Origin of the sequence: Streptomyces sp. NK08204 (assembly GCF_020400585.1) — a bacterium.
Lineage (GTDB): Bacteria > Actinomycetota > Actinomycetes > Streptomycetales > Streptomycetaceae > Streptomyces.
In genome coordinates this window covers 253,160-268,726 of record NZ_JAINVF010000004.1, presented here as the reverse complement: position 1 = coordinate 268,726, position 15,567 = coordinate 253,160, and the positions used below count along the sequence as shown (strand labels likewise).

Here is a 15,567-nt window from a genome sequence, read left to right as displayed (position 1 = left end):
CACAGGGCGGCGAGAGACGGTCAGCGGACGGCGCCGACCGTCTCCTCCGGTTCCGACTGGCCGATGAACGTCCGCCACAGCTCGGCGTACCGGCCGCCCCGGGCCAGGAGTTCCGCATGGCTGCCGTCCTCGGCGATCCGGCCGTGGTCCATCACCACCACCCGGTCGGCGCGGGCCGCGGTGGTGAGCCGGTGGGCGACCACCAGCGTCGTGCGGCGGCCCGCGAGACGGTCGGTGGCCTGGTTGACCTGGGCCTCGGTGGCCAGGTCCAGGGCGGCCGTCGCCTCGTCCAGCAGCAGGATGTCCGGGTTCACGAGTTCGGCGCGGGCGAGGGCGATCAGCTGTCGCTGGCCGGCCGAGAGGTTACGGCCGCGCTCGGCGACCTCGTGCAGATAGCCGCCGTCGAGCCTGGCGATCATCTCGTGCGCGCCCACCGCCCGCGCCGCCGCCTCGACCTCGGCGTCGGTGGCCTCGGGGCGGCCGTAGGCGATCGCGTCGCGGATCGTGCCCGGGAAGAGGTATGCCTCCTGCGGGACGACGCCGAGGCGGTGGCGGTAGGCGGTCAGGTCCAGGGTGCGCAGGTCCCTGCCGTCGACGGTGACCCGTCCCGCGGTGGGGTCGTAGAACCGGGCCACCAGCTTCACCAGGGTCGACTTGCCGGCGCCGGTCTCACCGACGAAGGCGACCGTCTGCCCGGCCGGGATCCGCAGGTCTATGCCGCCCAGGGCCGCCTCGCCCTCGTCGCCGGCGCCGTACGCGAAGCGCACGCCCTCGAAGGCTACGTCGCCCCGCAGGGACGGCACGTCCAGCGGCTCCTCGGCGGACTTCGTGGACGTCGGCTCGCGCAGCAGCTCCTGTATGCGGCCCAGCGAGACGGTCGCCTGCTGGTAGCCGTCGAAGACCTGGGAGAGCTGCTGGACGGGCGCGAAGAACAGATCGATGTAGAGCAGGTAAGCCACCAGCGCACCCGTGGTCAGCGTGGCCGCCTGCACCCGGTGCGCGCCCACGATCAGCACGGACGCCGCGGCCACCGAGGACAGCAGCTGCACGAACGGGAAGTAGACGGATATCAGCCACTGGCCGCGGATGCGGGCGCGCCGGTAGCTGTCGCTGCGCTCGGCGAACCGCAGCCCGCCGTCCCGTTCCCGCCGGAAGGCCTGCACGATCCTGAGCCCGGCCACCGACTCCTGGAGATCGGCGTTGACCGACGACACGCGTTCACGGGCGAGTTCGTACGCCTTCACGCTCGCCCGGCGGAAGAAGACCGTGGCAATGATCAGCGGCGGCAGGGTGGTGAACACGACGAGGGCGAGCTGTACGTCGATCACCAGCAGCACGACCATGATGCCGAAGAACGTGACGACCGAGACGAACGCCGTGACCAGGCCGGTCTGCAAGAAGGTGGACAGGGCGTCCACGTCGGTCGTCATCCGGGTCATGATCCGGCCGGTCAGCTCGCGCTCGTAGTAGTCGAGGCCGAGCCGCTGCAGCTGGGCGAAGATCTTCAGCCGCAGCGCGTACAGCACGCGTTCGCCGGTACGGCCGGTCATCCGGGTCTCGCCGATCTGGGCCGCCCACTGCACCAGCACGGTGAGCAGGCCCAGCAGGGACGCCACCCACACGGCACCCAGCGCCATCCTGGTGACGCCCTGGTCGATGCCGTGCCGGATCAGCACCGGCAGCAGCAGACCGGCGCCCGCGTCCAACGCCACCAGCAGCAGGCTGAGCAGAAGGGGCAGGCCGAAGCCGGCCAGCAGGCGCCGCAGGCCGTACGACTCCTCGGGGCGGACCGCGCCGGCCTCGTCTATGTCCGGGGTGTCGGTGGCGGGGGGCAGCGCCGCGACCTGGGCGAGCAGCTCCGGGGTGGCCGGGGAGCCGGAAAGGGCCGGGTCCTCGGCGTTCTTGGCCTCGCGGTCACCGGTCCACAGCCGCGGGGTGAGACCGCGCTCGGCGTCGAACTCGGCGTCCAGCTCCTCGCGGACGCTGGTGTCCTCCTGCGGCGCGGGCGGCAGGGCGTGGCCCGGGGAGACGCCGCCCAGCTCGTCGGGGTCGGTGAGCAGCCGGCGGTAGAGGGCGGAGCGCTCCTGGAGTTCCTCGTGGGTGCCGAGGTCGGCGAGCCGTCCCCCGTCGAGGACGGCGATGCGGTCGGCCAGGTTCAGGGTGGAACGGCGGTGGGCGATCAGGAGGGTGGTGCGGCCCGCCATGACGTGCTTGAGGGCCTCGTGGATCTCGTGCTCCACGCGGGCGTCCACGGCGGAGGTGGCGTCGTCCAGGACCAGCAGGCGCGGGTCGGTGAGCAGGGCGCGGGCGAGCGCCATGCGCTGGCGCTGGCCGCCGGAGAGGGTCAGGCCGTGCTCGCCGACCTTGGTGTCGTAGCCCTCGGGCAGCTCGGTGATGAACCGGTCCGCCTGGGCGGCGCGGGCGGCGGCCTCGATCTCCTCCTGGGTGGCGTCCGGGCGGCCGTAGGCGATGTTGGCGCGGACGGTGTCGGAGAAGAGGAAGGAGTCCTCCGGGACGAGTCCGATCGCGGCCCTGAGCGAGTCCAGGGTCAGCTCGCGCACGTCGTGCCCGCCGACCAGGACCGCGCCGTGCGTGACGTCGTAGAAGCGCGGCAGGAGCAGGGAGAGCGTGGACTTGCCGGAGCCGGAGGAACCGACGACGGCGAGGGTCTCACCGGGCCGGATCCGGAAGCTGAGCCCCTCCAGCACGGGCCGCTCGTGGTCGTAGCCGAAGGACACGTCGTCGAACTCGACGGTGGCGGGGGCGTCGGCGGGCAGCGTCCTGGTGCCGTCCTTCATGGTCGGCTCCGTGTCGATCAGCTCCAGGACACGCTCGGTGCCGGCGCGGGCCTGCTGGCCGACCGTGAGGACCATCGCCAGCATGCGGACCGGACCGACCAGCTGGGCGAGATAAGTGGAGAAGGCGACGAAGGTGCCGAGCGTGATGTGCCCGCGCACCGCCAGCCAGCCGCCGAGCGCCAGCATGGCCACCTGGCCGAGCGCGGGGACGGCCTGCAGGGCCGGGGTGTAGGTGCTGTTCAGGCGTATGGTGCGCAGCCGCCCGGCGAAGAGCCGCCGGCTGACCGCCCGGAGCTTGCCGGTCTCCTGGTCCTCCTGCCCGAACCCCTTCACCACGCGGACGCCGCTCACGGCGCCGTCGACCACACCGGCCACGGCGGCGGCCTGGGCCTGCGCGTACCAGGTGGCGGGGTGCAGTTTGCTGCGGCTGCGCCTGGCTATCCAGCCGAGAGCGGGGGCGACGGCGAGGGCGACCAGGGTGAGCGGCACCGACAGCCACGCCATGATCGCCAGGGAGATGAGGAAGAGCAGGACGTTCCCGATGGTCATCGGGAGCATGAACAGCAGACCCTGGATCAGCTGGAGGTCGCTGGTGGCCCGGCCGACGACCTGGCCGGTGGACAGCTCGTCCTGGCGGCGGCCGTCGAGCCGGGTGATCGTGCCGTACATCTCGGTCCGCAGGTCGTGCTGGACGTCGAGGGCGAGACGGCCGCCGTAGTAGCGGCGGATGTAGGTGAACGCGTACACGAGGACGGCGGCGGCGATCAGGGCGCCGGCCCAGGGGCCCATCGCGCGGCTGTGGTGGCCGATCACATCGTCGATGATCACCTTGGTGATCAGCGGTACGACGGCCATGACGGCCATGCCGCCGAGGGAGGAGCCGAGAGCGAGGACGACGTCCTTCGGATATCGCCAGGCGTATCCCGCCAGTCTCCGTGCCCATCCCCGTTGCGCTGCCACGCTGGTGCCTTCCGTCGGTCCTGCTCTGCCGGAAGGCACCAACGCCCAGGGGACCGGATTTCATCCCTCTGCAACAAACGACCGCACGGTCAGACGCGCACCCGGAGGTAGTAGAACCGGGTCGTCTGCGCCTGGTTCTGGTTGTCGTCGCTCACCAGCAGGACCCGCAGGCGACCGGTGTGGTCACGGCCCGTGATCGTCATGCCCTCGATGTTGTCCAGCAGCGGGTTGGGCTGGGGCTGCCGGGCGGTCGCTCCCAGGCTGGGGCAGTCGGCGATGTCGGCGAGGCGGGTCTTGCGGATCAGCTGGACGTCCGGCTGCCCGGTCAGGTTCTCGATGCCGCTGGTGTCCGTGGCGTGGCGGAGGTCGGCCAGGTAGAGGCGGACGGTGTTGCCGACGCCCTGGGTGAATCCGCGCTCCAGGACGAGGAGGCGGCCGTCGGGGGTGGCCTGGACCTCCGGGACGCCGAGGAAGGGGGTGTCGGTGCGGTAGGCGTACTGGGCGGAGAGCCGGAAGTGGTTGTCCTCGGTGCGCTCCCAGGTCTGGAAGCGGACGATGCCCGCGCTGTCCCCCGCGATCGAGTACTCCATGGACGCCAGCAGGGTGTGCCCGCCGGGCAGCAGGGTCAGGCCCTCGAAGGTCTTGTTGCCGAGGGCGCGGCCGGCCGGGGCGACGAGCAGGGAGGAGGGCACCGGGAGCCGGTCGAGGATCCTTCCGTCCCGCGAGTAACGCCGCACGGACGGCTCGGTCTCGGAGCTGATCAGCCAGGTGCCGTCGCGGTCGACGACCAGTCCCTCCGAGTCGAGGTCGGCGCCCTGCTCGTCGGCGAGGTGGAGGGCCGACTTCGGCTGCAGGGTCGCCGGGTCCAGGCTGAAGAGGGACGACCGGTCCTCCAGCGCGGCGAGCGAGCCGTCCCGGTCCACCGCGAGCGCGGAGAAGTTGCCGACGAAGGTGCCGTCGTACGTCGTCTTGTCGAGCGCGTCGGAGAAGCGGTCGATGGCGACGGTGGGCGAACAGGCCTGGCCGGCGCTGGAACGGTCCGCGCCGGCATCGGCTGTGGCGGGCCCGGCGGCAGCGAGACTGGTGACCGCCGCCAGGCCGGCGGTGAGGAGGGCGAGTTGGGTTCTCAGGCGCATGGCCGTCACCGTAGTGCGGACCGGTGACGGCCAGGGGCCGTCTTCGTGAAAGGTGGTCAGCCGCCCCTGGGCACCGGGGGGATCGCCTCGGTCGGCGTGAGCGTCGGCGTGTAGCGCAGGGCGGTGGCGGTGGACGTGGTCGGGACGAGGTCCTTGTGGATGACCTTCGCCACGGCCTGGATGGTGTTGACGCCGTAGTCCATGGTGCTGTTGTCCCAGGTGAGCACGGTCATCATGTAGTCGTGGCCGTTGCCGTTGAAGGTGCCGACGCTGTGCACCCGCCAGCCGTGCGTGGCGCGCGGCAGCCAGCCGTTCTTGACGTGCACGGTCACGGTGGACGGCGCCCCCGCGGGCGTGCCCCAGCGCTGCGAGGAGATGACCTGGCTCATCAGCTTCAGGGTGTACGCGCGGGAGTTGTCGCTCAGGACGGTGTTCCTGGCGGTGATCAGCTTGAGCAGCTTCTGCTCGTCGGTGACGTTGATCTGGGTCAGACCCCAGTAGCCGTTCGCGCCCGGCACGGTCCGCGTCATCCCGGCGGCGGCCAGGAAGCCCTTGATCTTCGTCAGCCCGAGCTGCTTCCACAGCGTGGTGGTCGCGCTGTTGTCCGACTGTGTGATCATGGCGCGGGTGAGGGTGACCTCACGGTCGGTCAGGTACCGGTTGTGCTTCTTCGCGTCCCACAGCAGCGTGGCGAGGACGGTGACCTTGACGACGCTGGCGGAGTCGTAGGAGTAGGTGGACCGCAGGGTGCACGTGGTCTTCGTGACCCGGTCGTAGACACCGACGGCTACGGTGCCCCTGCGGTTGGCGAGTGCGGCGGTGATGTCCTTCTGCAACTTGGCGGCGAGGCCCGCCTTGGCGGACGTACAACTGACGGTCGGCGTGGCCGCGGCGGCCGGGGTGGCGGCGGCCACGGACGGTACGAAGACCGCGGCGGCAAGCCCGGCACCGAGCACCCGGGCCCGCCGGGACGTGTGGCGAGTCATGGAGTTTCCCCGTCCCTGGTGAGACGACACGGCTGCACAAGGCGCGCAGCCGCCTCCCTTGACTCGCCACGCCGGCCGATGGTTGCACGCTGCTTCGAGTGCGCAGGTCGGCGGCCGGGAAGAAATTCTGCGGTCTGTGTCATCCGGGTTCGCGGCGGAGGGGGTTCAGGAGGGCGGAGAGGCGCCCTCCCCCTTGTCCGACCCAATCCGCAAGGAGTTTCGTCCATGACACGGATCAAGAAGTATGTGGCGGCCGCCGCGGTCGCGGCGGCGGTGGTGGGGGTGCCCACGATGGCGCAGGCCTTCACCCCGGCCAGGACCGCGGCCGCCACCGCAGCCAAGGCCGGGGCACCCACCTCGGCCCGCGCTGCCAAGCCGGCTGCGCCGGTGCGGGTGGTGGCGCCCGGCGAACGCGTGCAGGTCATGCCGCAGGTCCAGCTGTGGCTGACCGAGGACGGCAAGCACTGGTCCACGCCCACCCAGGCCGACCAGTTCCGCAGCACCGCCGACGGCAACCTGGACATGAGCCATCCCGACGTGAGCCTGCAGGCCGAACCCGTCCAGGGACGCTACTTCCTGTCCGGGATCTGCCACGGCAAGGGCGACGCGGCCGGCGTGAAGGTCGTCACCGACAAGGGCACGGTGACCGGACACATCGTCCGGCTGGCCGGGCAGCCCGGCTGGGGCGCCTGGTACGCCACCAGCCCGCTGCCCAGCGGACCGAAGAACAACAACGGCAAGCACAACTTCGTCCACAGCATCACCGTCACGGACACCACCGGCCACACGATGGCGAGCCTCACCACCGCTGCCGGGTGAGTCAGCCTCGGTCCAGGTGCGTGGGCGCGAACATCCGCAGGACCGCCGGGAGTACGACCACCGAGGGGCCCGGGGTCGACAGTGCCCTCGTCAGGTCCGCCTCCAGGGACTCGGGGGTCGTACGGACGCCGGGGACGCCGAAGGACCGGGCCAGGGCCACGTAGTCGGGGCCGGTCAGTTCTGTTGCTGCTGCCATGGTCCGGCCGAAGGCGTCCGTCATGTACTCGCGGAGGATGCCGTAGCCGCCGTCGTCGACGATCAGCCAGGTGACGTTCAGGTCGTGCTGCCTCGCCGTCGCCAGTTCGGCGATGGAGTAGAGGGCTCCGCCGTCGCCGGAGACGGCGAGGACCGGGCGGGCCGGGTCCGCGACCGCCGCGCCGAGTGCCGCCGGGAAGGCGTAACCGAGACCGCCCGCGCCCTGCGCCGAGTGCATGGTGTTGGGGCCCTGCGCGTCGAAGGCCGACCAGGCCCAGTACGCCAGGATCGTCATGTCCCAGAAGGAGGGAGAGGCGGACGGGAGGGCTCGGCGGATCGAGGCCAACAGGTCCTGTTCGAGGGTCAGTTCCTGGGAGGCTATGCGCGCCGACACCTTCGACAGCAGGTCCCGCACCCGCTCGGGGGCCCGGTCGTCCTGCCTCGGTTCCACTGCCTCCAGCAGGGCCTGGAGGGCCGGGCGGGCGTCCGCGTGGATGCCCAGGGCCGGGTGGTTGGACTCCAGTTTGCCGAGGTCCGCCTCGATCTGGACCAGTCGGCCGCGCGGCTTGAACGTGTGGTAGTTGGAGGAGAGTTCACCCAGTCCCGAGCCCACCACCAGGAGTACGTCCGCGTCCTCCAGGAAGTCAGTGGTGTGGCGGTCCTCCAGCCAGGACTGGAGGGAGAGGGGGTGTTCCCAGGGGAACGCACCCTTGCCGCCGAAGGTCGTCACCACCGGCGCGTTCAGCTTCTCGGCCAGTTGCCGGAGCTTTCCCGACGCGTCCGAGCGGACGACTCCGCCGCCCGCGATCACCGCCGGGCGGGCGGCGTCCGACAGCAGGCGCGCCGCCAGGGCCGTCAGTTCGGGGCGCGGAAGCAGGTCGTCGGGGGTCGCGTCCGGTGCCGTCACCACCGGCAGGCCCGTCTCGGCGAGCAACACGTCCTGCGGGATCTCCACCCATACCGGTCCGTGCGGAGCCGTCAGCGCCGACTTCCAGGCCTCCGCGATCGCCGAGGGGATCTGGGACTGGGCGCGGACCGTGCGGACCGACTTGACCACCCGGCGGAACGAGGCCGCCTGGTCCGGGAGTTCGTGGAGATAGCCGTGCCGGCCACCGTCCAGGCCCGCCGTCGGGATCTGGCTGCTGATCGCCAGGACGGGGGCCGAGGCGGCTGCCGCCTCCTGGAGCGCGGCCAGGGACGTCAGCGCCCCCGGGCCCGTCGACAGCAGCAGCGGCGCCGCCTCGCCCGTGATGCGGCCGTACGCGTCCGCCGCGAAGCCCGCGTTGTTCTCCACCCGGAGGCCGACGTAACGCAGTGACGAGCGGTGCAGGACGTCGAACATGCCCAGCGCATGCTGGCCGGGCAGACCGAAGACCGTCGTGGCACCCAGTCCGGCCAGGGTCTCCACGACCAGGTCCGCACCGGTCCGCGCAGGGCCGAGCGCGGCCTGCGTCCGCGCGGGCGTCGGACGGAGCACCTGGTCGTGGTCGTGCGTCACTGCTCGGCCTGTCCTCGGGAGCGTCAGGCGGTGCGGGCCGCCGCGATCTGGCGGCTCATGATGGTGGTCAGTTCGTATGCCGTGTGGGAAGCCGCGACCGAGGTGATCTCGGCGTGGTCGTAGGCCGGGGCCACCTCCACGACGTCCGCGGAGACCAGGTTGCACGACGCCAGGCCGCGCAGGATCTCCAGCAGCTCGCGGGAGGTCATGCCGCCCGCCTCGGGCGTGCCGGTGCCGGGCGCGTGGGCCGGGTCGAGGCAGTCGATGTCGATGGAGATGTAGAGCGGGCGGTCGCCGATGCGCTGGCGGAGCTGGTCGGCGACCTCGTCGGCGCCGCGGCGGTAGATGTCGGCGGAGGTGACGATGCCGAAGCCCATCTTCTCGTCGTCCGTCAGGTCCTGCTTGCCGTACAGCGGGCCGCGGGTGCCGACGTGGGACAGCGCAGAGGTGTCGAGGATGCCCTCCTCGACCGCGCGGCGGAACGGGGTGCCGTGGGTGTACTCGGCGCCGAAGTACGTGTCCCAGGTGTCCAGGTGGGCGTCGAAGTGGAGCAGGGCCACCGGGCCGTGCTTCTTCGCCACCGAGCGCAGCAGCGGCAGGGCGATGGTGTGGTCGCCGCCCAGGGTCATCAGGCGGGCGCCGGTGCCGAGGAGGTCGTCGGCGGCGGCCTCGACGGTCTCGACCGCCTCGTTGATGTTGAAGGGGTTCACGGCGATGTCGCCGCCGTCGGCCACCTGCGCGAGCGCGAAGGGGGAGGCGTCCTGCGCCGGGTTGTAGGGGCGCAGCAGCCGGGACGCCTCGCGGATGGCGTTGCCGCCGAAGCGGGCGCCCGGCCGGTACGAGACACCGGAGTCGAACGGCACGCCGATCACGGCGACGTCGGCGGTGCCGACCTCGTCCAGGCGGGGCAGCCGGGCAAAGGTCGCGGGGCCGGCGTACCGCGGGACGCGGGAGGAGTCGACGGGGCCGCGGGGCGTCTCGTTGCCGTTCATGGTGCGAAAACCTTCCTTCTCACGCGGGTGACCACTCTCGACACTAAGTGGCCGCGACACGACCGCGAAGTGTACGTTTCATCCATTCGGGAGGTACGGGATGGAGGGAACGCACACCATGCCGGAAACGATCACCCCAGCTGTCCCACCGACCCCACCGGTCCCGCTCTCGGCGCTGCTTGCCCGCGAGGATCTCGCCCTGCGCCGGCTCGCGGGCCCCACCGACCCGGACATCGCCGTCCACTGGGCGCACGCCTCGGAGATGGCCGACCCGTACCCGTATCTGCTGGGCGGCGAGCTGCTGCTCACGGCCGGGGTCCACATCCCCGAGGACGCGGTCTCGGGCGCCTGCCCCGGCTACTTCGACGACTACGTCTCGCGGATCGTCGCGGCCGGTGGCGCGGCCCTCGGCTTCGGCGTCGCGCCCGTGTACGACACGGTCCCCCGCGCCCTGGTCGACGCCTGCGAGGCGCACGGACTGCCGCTGCTGGAGGTCCCGCCCCGGACCACCTTCTCCGGGGTGGCCCGCGCCGTCTGGCAGCTGATGGCCCAGGCCCGCACGGCCGAGCTGCGCCGGGTCACGCAGGCCCAGCAGAGCCTCGCCTCCGCCGCCGCCCAACCGGATCCGGTCCCCTCCGTACTGCGCCGGCTGGCCCAGCGGCTGAGCGGCCGGGCCGTGCTCTACGGCCCCGACGGCACCGAGATCGCGGCAGCGGGACGAGAGCCCGCGCAGGGGGCCGGCGAGGCCCTGGCGGCCCTGGCGGACGTGGTGCGACCGGACCGGCCGGCACCGGCGACGGGCCGCACCCCGCAGGACGGCCACCGTCCCGGCCCGAGCGGCCCGCAGCACGGCAGCACCGGTGCCGGGGCCCCCCGCCCCGCCCCTGCCTCCGCCACCGACACCCTCGGCGAGACCCACCTCGCCGCCTACGCCCTGGGCGCCGGCGAGGGCTTCGTGCTCGGGGTCGCCGCCGGACGCCGGGAGCCGGGGGACCACACCATCGCCTCCGTCGCCGCCGTGCTGCTCACCCTGCTCACCGGCGAGCAGCACAGCGGCACCGGCGCGGCGCGGTCCTCCGCGCTGGTGCGGCTGTTGCTGGGCGCGGCGCCGGAGTCGGTCGCGCCGCTGCTCGGCGAGGGCCGGTGGCTCGTCGTGCACGCGCGGCGCGAGGCCCAGCCGCCGGACGCCGTCGCCGCCTCGGCGCTGGGCGCCGCGCTCGGCTCTGCGCTGGTCGACCTGGGGCACGACGTCGTACGGGTACTGGTGCCTGCCGGGCGGGAACCCGCCCCGCAGCCCGGCTGGACCCTCGGGGTCAGCGCCGCCACCGACCCGCGTGAGTGGCCTGCCGCCGACACCCAGGCGGCACGGGCCCTGGCCCGCGCCCGTGCCACCCGCACGCCCCTGGTACGCCACGACCACCGGCGCGGGCTCGCGGAGTTGGTGCCGTGTCAGGAGGCCGAGGCGCACGCCCGTGCGCTGCTCGGGCCGCTGCTCGGCCGGCCCGAGCTGGCCGAGACCCTGCGCACCTGGCTCTCGCTGCACGGCAGTTGGGACCGTACGGCGGTGGCGCTGGGCGTACACCGCAACACCGTGCGACAGCGGATCGCCCGCTGCGCGGCGCTGCTGGACGCCGACTTGGACGACATGGACGTACGCATGGAGCTGTGGTTCGCGCTGCGTCAGCGGTGACGTACGGGGGCGTGAGCCGCGTCCCAGGCTGCGATATGCGAGGGACGCGCAACGGCCGCTGCCCCACAATGGGAGGCATGCCGATACCCGGGACACCCAGCCGCGCCCAGCTCGTCGACCACCTGGTGAGGACCCGTATCGCGGGGGACGTCGCCACGCCCCGCGAGAACAACCTCTCCCACTACCGCAGGCTGGCCAACGGCGACCGCAACTACTGGTTCGGTCTGGAGCTGGGCGACCGCTGGGCGGACGAGCAGGACGTGCTCGCGGTCATGGCCGAGCGGGTGGGCGTCAACGACGATCCGGAGTACCGGTACGGGCAGGACACCATCGATCCCGAGCTGACCGTGGACGCGCTGGACCGGATGGCGGCCCGGCTGCGCAAGGCGGCTGCCGGACGGCAGCGGGTGCTGTTCGCCACCGGCCACCCGGGCGGGCTGCTGGACGTGCACCGGGCCACGGCCGCCGCGCTGCGCGCCGCCGGCTGCGAGATCGTCGTCATCCCGGACGGGCTGCAGACGAGCGAGGGATACGTCATGCAGTTCGCGGACGTGGCCGTCCTCGAGCACGGGGCGACGCTGTGGCACACCCACTCGGGCGAGCCGATGCGGGCCATCCTCACGGGACTCGAGCACGAGGGGCGTCCCCTGCCGGACCTGGTGGTCGCCGACCACGGCTGGGCCGGGTACGCGGGGCAGCACGGCCTGGACTCGGTGGGGTACGCCGACTGCAACGACCCGGCGCTGTTCCTCGCCGAGTCGGAGGGGACCGTGCAGGTGGTGGTGCCGCTCGACGACCATGTGATCAGCCCCCGCTACTACGACCCGATGACGGCGTACCTGCTGGCGGAGGCGGGCCTGGCCTGAATCACCCCTGACGCGCCCCGCAATGCGATGTGCGGCCCGGCAGGGGCCGCACATCGTGATTCGGTTCAGGTTGCGGTCGGCTCAGTCGACCTCACCTGCCTCCGTAACCGCCGTAGCCGCCACCGCCGTAACCGCCATGGTCACCGCCGTAGCCGCCGTAACCGCCGTGGTCACCTCCGTACCCGCCGCCGTAGTAGTTGTAGCCGCCGTAGCCGTGGTCGTAGTACCCGCCGTAGCCGTGGTCGTAATACCCGCCGTAGCCGTGGTCGTAGTACCCGCCGTAGTACCGGTGGTGATGGCCGCCGTAGTAGTCGCAGTCGTCGTCGTCCCACCACCAACGCCAGCCGTGCCGACCGTGGTCGTAGCAGTAGCTGTAGTTGCTGGGGTGGTTCGCCGGGGCCGCCGACGCGGTGCCCGCCGTGCCGATCGCGGCTCCACCGGCCATCACAAGACCGGCAGCGGACATCGCGACGAGGCGCCTGATGCGCTGTGATCGCATATGAAATGCCCTTTCCATCGTCTCTCGCGCCTTCCGGAGGAAGGTCACGAGGTGGATGGCCGACGCCGCCTTCCAAATGGAGACGGGGAAGGAGCGGCGCGGTCTTCAGGTGTCACCGCAGCCTGTAGATGGCACAGTGTTCCGCCGACGCCTTCAGTCCTCCCGAACGCGGTTGCGACCGGGGGCTGGGGCTGAGGGCCCGGAGTCCGGGAGCCTCGTCGGCCGGGCTTTCCGTGCGCTGCGGCCTTCACTCAACGAGCCTAGTCCCCCGGATGCCAGTCGGCCACCTCGGACGGCGGATCACCGGGGGACGCGGACCACGCCCTCCTGGATGACCGTGATGGCGAGCTGCCCGTCCTGGGTGTAGATGCGGGCCTGGCCCAGGCCCCGGCCGCCGTGCGCGGACGGCGACTCCTGGTCGTAGAGGAGCCATTCGTCGGCGCGGAACGGGCGGTGGAACCACATCGCGTGGTCCAGGGACGCCCCGACCACGTCCCCCACGGTCCATCCGCCGCGCCCGTGCGCGAGCAGCACGGAGTCGAGGAGGGTCATGTCCGAGACGTAGGTGGCGAGGACGACGTGCTGGAGGGGGTCGTCGTCGAGCTTGCCGTCGGTGCGGAACCACACCTGGGAGTGCGGCTCGCGCGGCTCCCCGAACTGCCCGTACGGCGGCTCGTCCACGTACCGCAGGTCGATCGCCTGGCGGCTCTCCAGGACCCTCTCCACGATCTCGGGGGGGAGATGGGCGTAGCCGCGCATCCGCTCCTGGGAGGTGGGCAGGCTCGCCGGGTCGGGGGCGGCCGGCATCGGCGCCTGGTGATCCAGCCCCTCCTCGTGCGCCTGGAAGGACGCCGAGAGGTGGAAGATCGGCTTGCCGTGCTGGACGGCGACCACGCGACGGGTGGTGAAGGAGCGTCCGTCCCGGATGCGGTCGACGGTGTAGACGATGGGCACGCCCGGATCGCCGGGGCGCAGGAAGTAGGCGTGCAGAGAGTGGGCGGGCCGGTCCGCGGGGGCCGTCCGCCCGGCGGCGACCAGCGCCTGCGCCGCGACCTGCCCGCCGAAGACGCGCGGGACGATGGTGGCGCGGGACTGGCCGCGGAAGATGTTCTCCTCGATCTGCTCCAGGTCGAGCAGATCGAGGAGTTCCTGGAGTGCCTGGGTCATGGCGGGTGGTCGTAGGGGCCGGCCGCCCTTACAGACCCATGTCCTTGGCGATGATCGTCTTCATGATCTCGCTGGTGCCGCCGTAGATGCGGTTGACGCGGTTGTCCGCGTACAGGCGGGCGATCGGGTACTCGTTCATGAAGCCGTAGCCGCCGTGCAGCTGGAGGCAGCGGTCGATCACGCGGTGCGCGACCTCGGTGCAGAACAGCTTGGCGGAGGCGGCCTCGGCGGGGGTCAGCTCGCCGGCGTCGAGGGCCTCGGTCGCACGGTCGATGACGGCCTCGGCGGCGTCCACCTCGGCCTGGCAGGCGGCCAGCTCGAACTTGGTGTTCTGGAAGGCCGCGACGGGCTTGCCGAAGACGGTGCGCTGCTGGACGTACTCCTTGGCGAACCGGACGGCGGCCTTGGCCTGCGCGTACGCGCCGCAGGCGATGCCCCAGCGCTCGGAGGCGAGGTTGTGGCCGAGGTAGGAGAAGCCCTTGTTCTCCTCGCCGAGCAGGTCCTCGACCGGCACCTTGACGTCGACGAACGCCAGCTCGGCGGTGTCGGAGGTGCGCAGGCCGAGCTTGTCGAGCTTGCGGCCGATGGAGTAGCCCTCGGCCTTGGTGTCGACGACGAAGAGGGAGATGCCGAAGCGGCGGTCGTCCTCGCGCGGCGCGGAGGTGCGGGCGCAGACGATCATGCGGTCGGCGTGCACGCCACCGGTGATGAAGGTCTTGGCACCGTTGAGGACGTAGTGCGTGCCGTCCTCCGAGAGCTTGGCGGTGGTCTTCATGCCCGCGAGGTCGGAGCCGGTGCCCGGCTCGGTCATCGCGATGGCCCACATCTCCTCGCCGGAGACGAACTTCGGCAGGTAGCGCTTCTTCTGCTCGTCGGTGGCGAGCAGCTTGATGTAGGGGAGCGCGAGCAGGACGTGCACGTTGGAGCCGCCGAAGGTGACGCCGGCGCGGGAGAGTTCCTCGTACGAGACGGCCTCGAACTTGTGGGTGTCCAGACCGGCGCCGCCGAACTCCTCCGGGACGTTGATGCCGAAGACGCCCAGCTCGCCCAGCTTGTAGTAGAACTCGCGCGGGGCCTGGCCGGCGGCGAGCCACTCGTCGTAGACCGGTACGACCTCGGCCTCGATGAAGGCGCGCAGGGTCTCCCGGAACGCCTCGTGATCCTCGTTGAACACCGTACGGCGCACGCCGCCCACCTCCACGTACATGTCTAAGCGCTTGCTCAGAACTTGAACATACCGGCGAGTAGGCATGGGGTCCAGGGTTCGCGGAGGGTAACGCTCATCACGCCACGGCCCGCCCGCCGTGGGTGCGCCGGGCCGCCCGGCTCAGCTCTCCGCCGCCCCCGCCGCCGCGAACGCGCCCCTGGCCATCCGGTGCAGCAGGGTCGCCGTCGTGCCGCGTCCCGGCAGGGTGCCCGCGCGGCCCAGGTGCGGCGTGGAGTTGAGGAGACCGAAGACCGAGTGGACCGCCGAGCGGGCCGCGGGCTCGGTGAGCGCCGGGTAGACCTCGCGGACCACCTCCACCCACAGCTCGACGTACTGCCGCTGGAGCTGGCGCACCAGCTTGCGGTCGCTGTCGCGCAGGCGGTCCAGCTCGCGGTCGTGCAGGGTGATCAGGGGGCGGTCGTCGAGGGCGAAGTCGATGTGGCCCTCGATGAGCGAGTCGAGGACCGTCGAGGGGCCGCTGTCCCCGCCGGCCTCGGCCAGGCGGCGCTTGGCCCCCGTCAGCAGCTGGCCGCTGATGCCCACCAGCAGCTCGGCGAGCATCGCGTCCTTGCCGGGGAAGTGGCGGTACAGGCCGGGGCCGCTGATGCCGACCGCGGCTCCTATCTCGTCGACACCGACGCCGTGGAAGCCGCGCTCGGCGAACAGCCGGGCGGCCTCCTTCAGGATCTGCTCGCGACGGGTGGAGGCGTCGGTTCTGGTGACCATGCGGTAATTCTAGACAGCGGCGTTAGCG

General features: G+C 71.9%; 12 protein-coding genes. 3 read left to right on the top strand and 9 right to left on the bottom strand.

Annotated elements, in window-relative coordinates; all coding sequences use genetic code 11:
* Positions 1 to 20 precede the first annotated feature (20 nt).
* The 3 genes from K7G59_RS08995 to K7G59_RS08985 all read right to left on the bottom strand — a co-directional run bounded on the left by K7G59_RS08995 (position 21) and on the right by K7G59_RS08985 (position 5,880).
* On the bottom strand, positions 21 to 3,758 hold the full coding sequence (locus tag K7G59_RS08995) for an ABC transporter ATP-binding protein (protein ID WP_225831974.1): 3,738 nt from the start codon (positions 3,756 to 3,758) through the stop codon (positions 21 to 23).
* An 89-nt stretch (positions 3,759 to 3,847) separates the two neighbouring features.
* Positions 3,848 to 4,894: an esterase-like activity of phytase family protein gene (locus tag K7G59_RS08990; protein WP_225831972.1), complete on the bottom strand. Its 1,047-nt coding sequence runs from the start codon at positions 4,892 to 4,894 to the stop codon at positions 3,848 to 3,850.
* 56 nt (positions 4,895 to 4,950) lie between these two features.
* Positions 4,951 to 5,880, bottom strand: a complete 930-nt coding sequence (locus K7G59_RS08985; protein WP_225831970.1) for a serine hydrolase — start codon at positions 5,878 to 5,880, stop codon at positions 4,951 to 4,953.
* Positions 5,881 to 6,105: 225 nt separating this feature from the next.
* On the opposite strand from K7G59_RS08985, the gene K7G59_RS08980 reads away from it, so the two are divergent.
* Entirely contained in the window at positions 6,106 to 6,699 is a 594-nt protein-coding gene (locus K7G59_RS08980; RefSeq protein ID WP_225831968.1) for a hypothetical protein, read from the top strand.
* 1 nt (position 6,700) lies between these two features.
* Here the strand turns inward: K7G59_RS08980 and K7G59_RS08975 are convergent, their stop codons facing one another.
* On the bottom strand, positions 6,701 to 8,392 hold the full coding sequence (locus tag K7G59_RS08975; RefSeq protein ID WP_225831966.1) for a thiamine pyrophosphate-binding protein: 1,692 nt from the start codon (positions 8,390 to 8,392) through the stop codon (positions 6,701 to 6,703).
* 23 nt (positions 8,393 to 8,415) lie between these two features.
* A complete protein-coding gene (gene speB / locus K7G59_RS08970; protein ID WP_225831964.1) occupies positions 8,416 to 9,384 on the bottom strand; it encodes an agmatinase in 969 nt (322 codons plus the stop codon).
* A gap of 118 nt (positions 9,385 to 9,502) precedes the next feature.
* Here speB and K7G59_RS08965 point away from each other — a divergent pair, with 118 nt between their 5' ends.
* Together K7G59_RS08965 and K7G59_RS08960 are read left to right on the top strand one after the other, a co-directional pair.
* Positions 9,503 to 11,074 (top strand): PucR family transcriptional regulator, encoded by a 1,572-nt coding sequence (locus K7G59_RS08965; protein ID WP_225831963.1) that lies wholly within the window; start codon positions 9,503 to 9,505, stop codon positions 11,072 to 11,074.
* A 77-nt stretch (positions 11,075 to 11,151) separates the two neighbouring features.
* Positions 11,152 to 11,940: a phosphatase gene (locus K7G59_RS08960; protein WP_225831960.1), complete on the top strand. Its 789-nt coding sequence runs from the start codon at positions 11,152 to 11,154 to the stop codon at positions 11,938 to 11,940.
* A 91-nt stretch (positions 11,941 to 12,031) separates the two neighbouring features.
* Here K7G59_RS08960 and K7G59_RS08955 read toward each other — a convergent pair whose 3' ends face one another.
* The 4 genes from K7G59_RS08955 to K7G59_RS08940 all read right to left on the bottom strand — a co-directional run bounded on the left by K7G59_RS08955 (position 12,032) and on the right by K7G59_RS08940 (position 15,539).
* Positions 12,032 to 12,439: a hypothetical protein gene (locus K7G59_RS08955; RefSeq protein WP_225831958.1), complete on the bottom strand. Its 408-nt coding sequence runs from the start codon at positions 12,437 to 12,439 to the stop codon at positions 12,032 to 12,034.
* 300 nt (positions 12,440 to 12,739) lie between these two features.
* Entirely contained in the window at positions 12,740 to 13,606 is an 867-nt protein-coding gene (locus K7G59_RS08950) for an acyl-CoA thioesterase II (protein WP_225831956.1), read from the bottom strand.
* A 28-nt stretch (positions 13,607 to 13,634) separates the two neighbouring features.
* Positions 13,635 to 14,792: an acyl-CoA dehydrogenase family protein gene (locus tag K7G59_RS08945; RefSeq protein WP_225832268.1), complete on the bottom strand. Its 1,158-nt coding sequence runs from the start codon at positions 14,790 to 14,792 to the stop codon at positions 13,635 to 13,637.
* Positions 14,793 to 14,933: 141 nt separating this feature from the next.
* Positions 14,934 to 15,539, bottom strand: a complete 606-nt coding sequence (locus tag K7G59_RS08940; protein WP_225831954.1) for a TetR/AcrR family transcriptional regulator — start codon at positions 15,537 to 15,539, stop codon at positions 14,934 to 14,936.
* Positions 15,540 to 15,567: the final 28 nt, after the last annotated feature.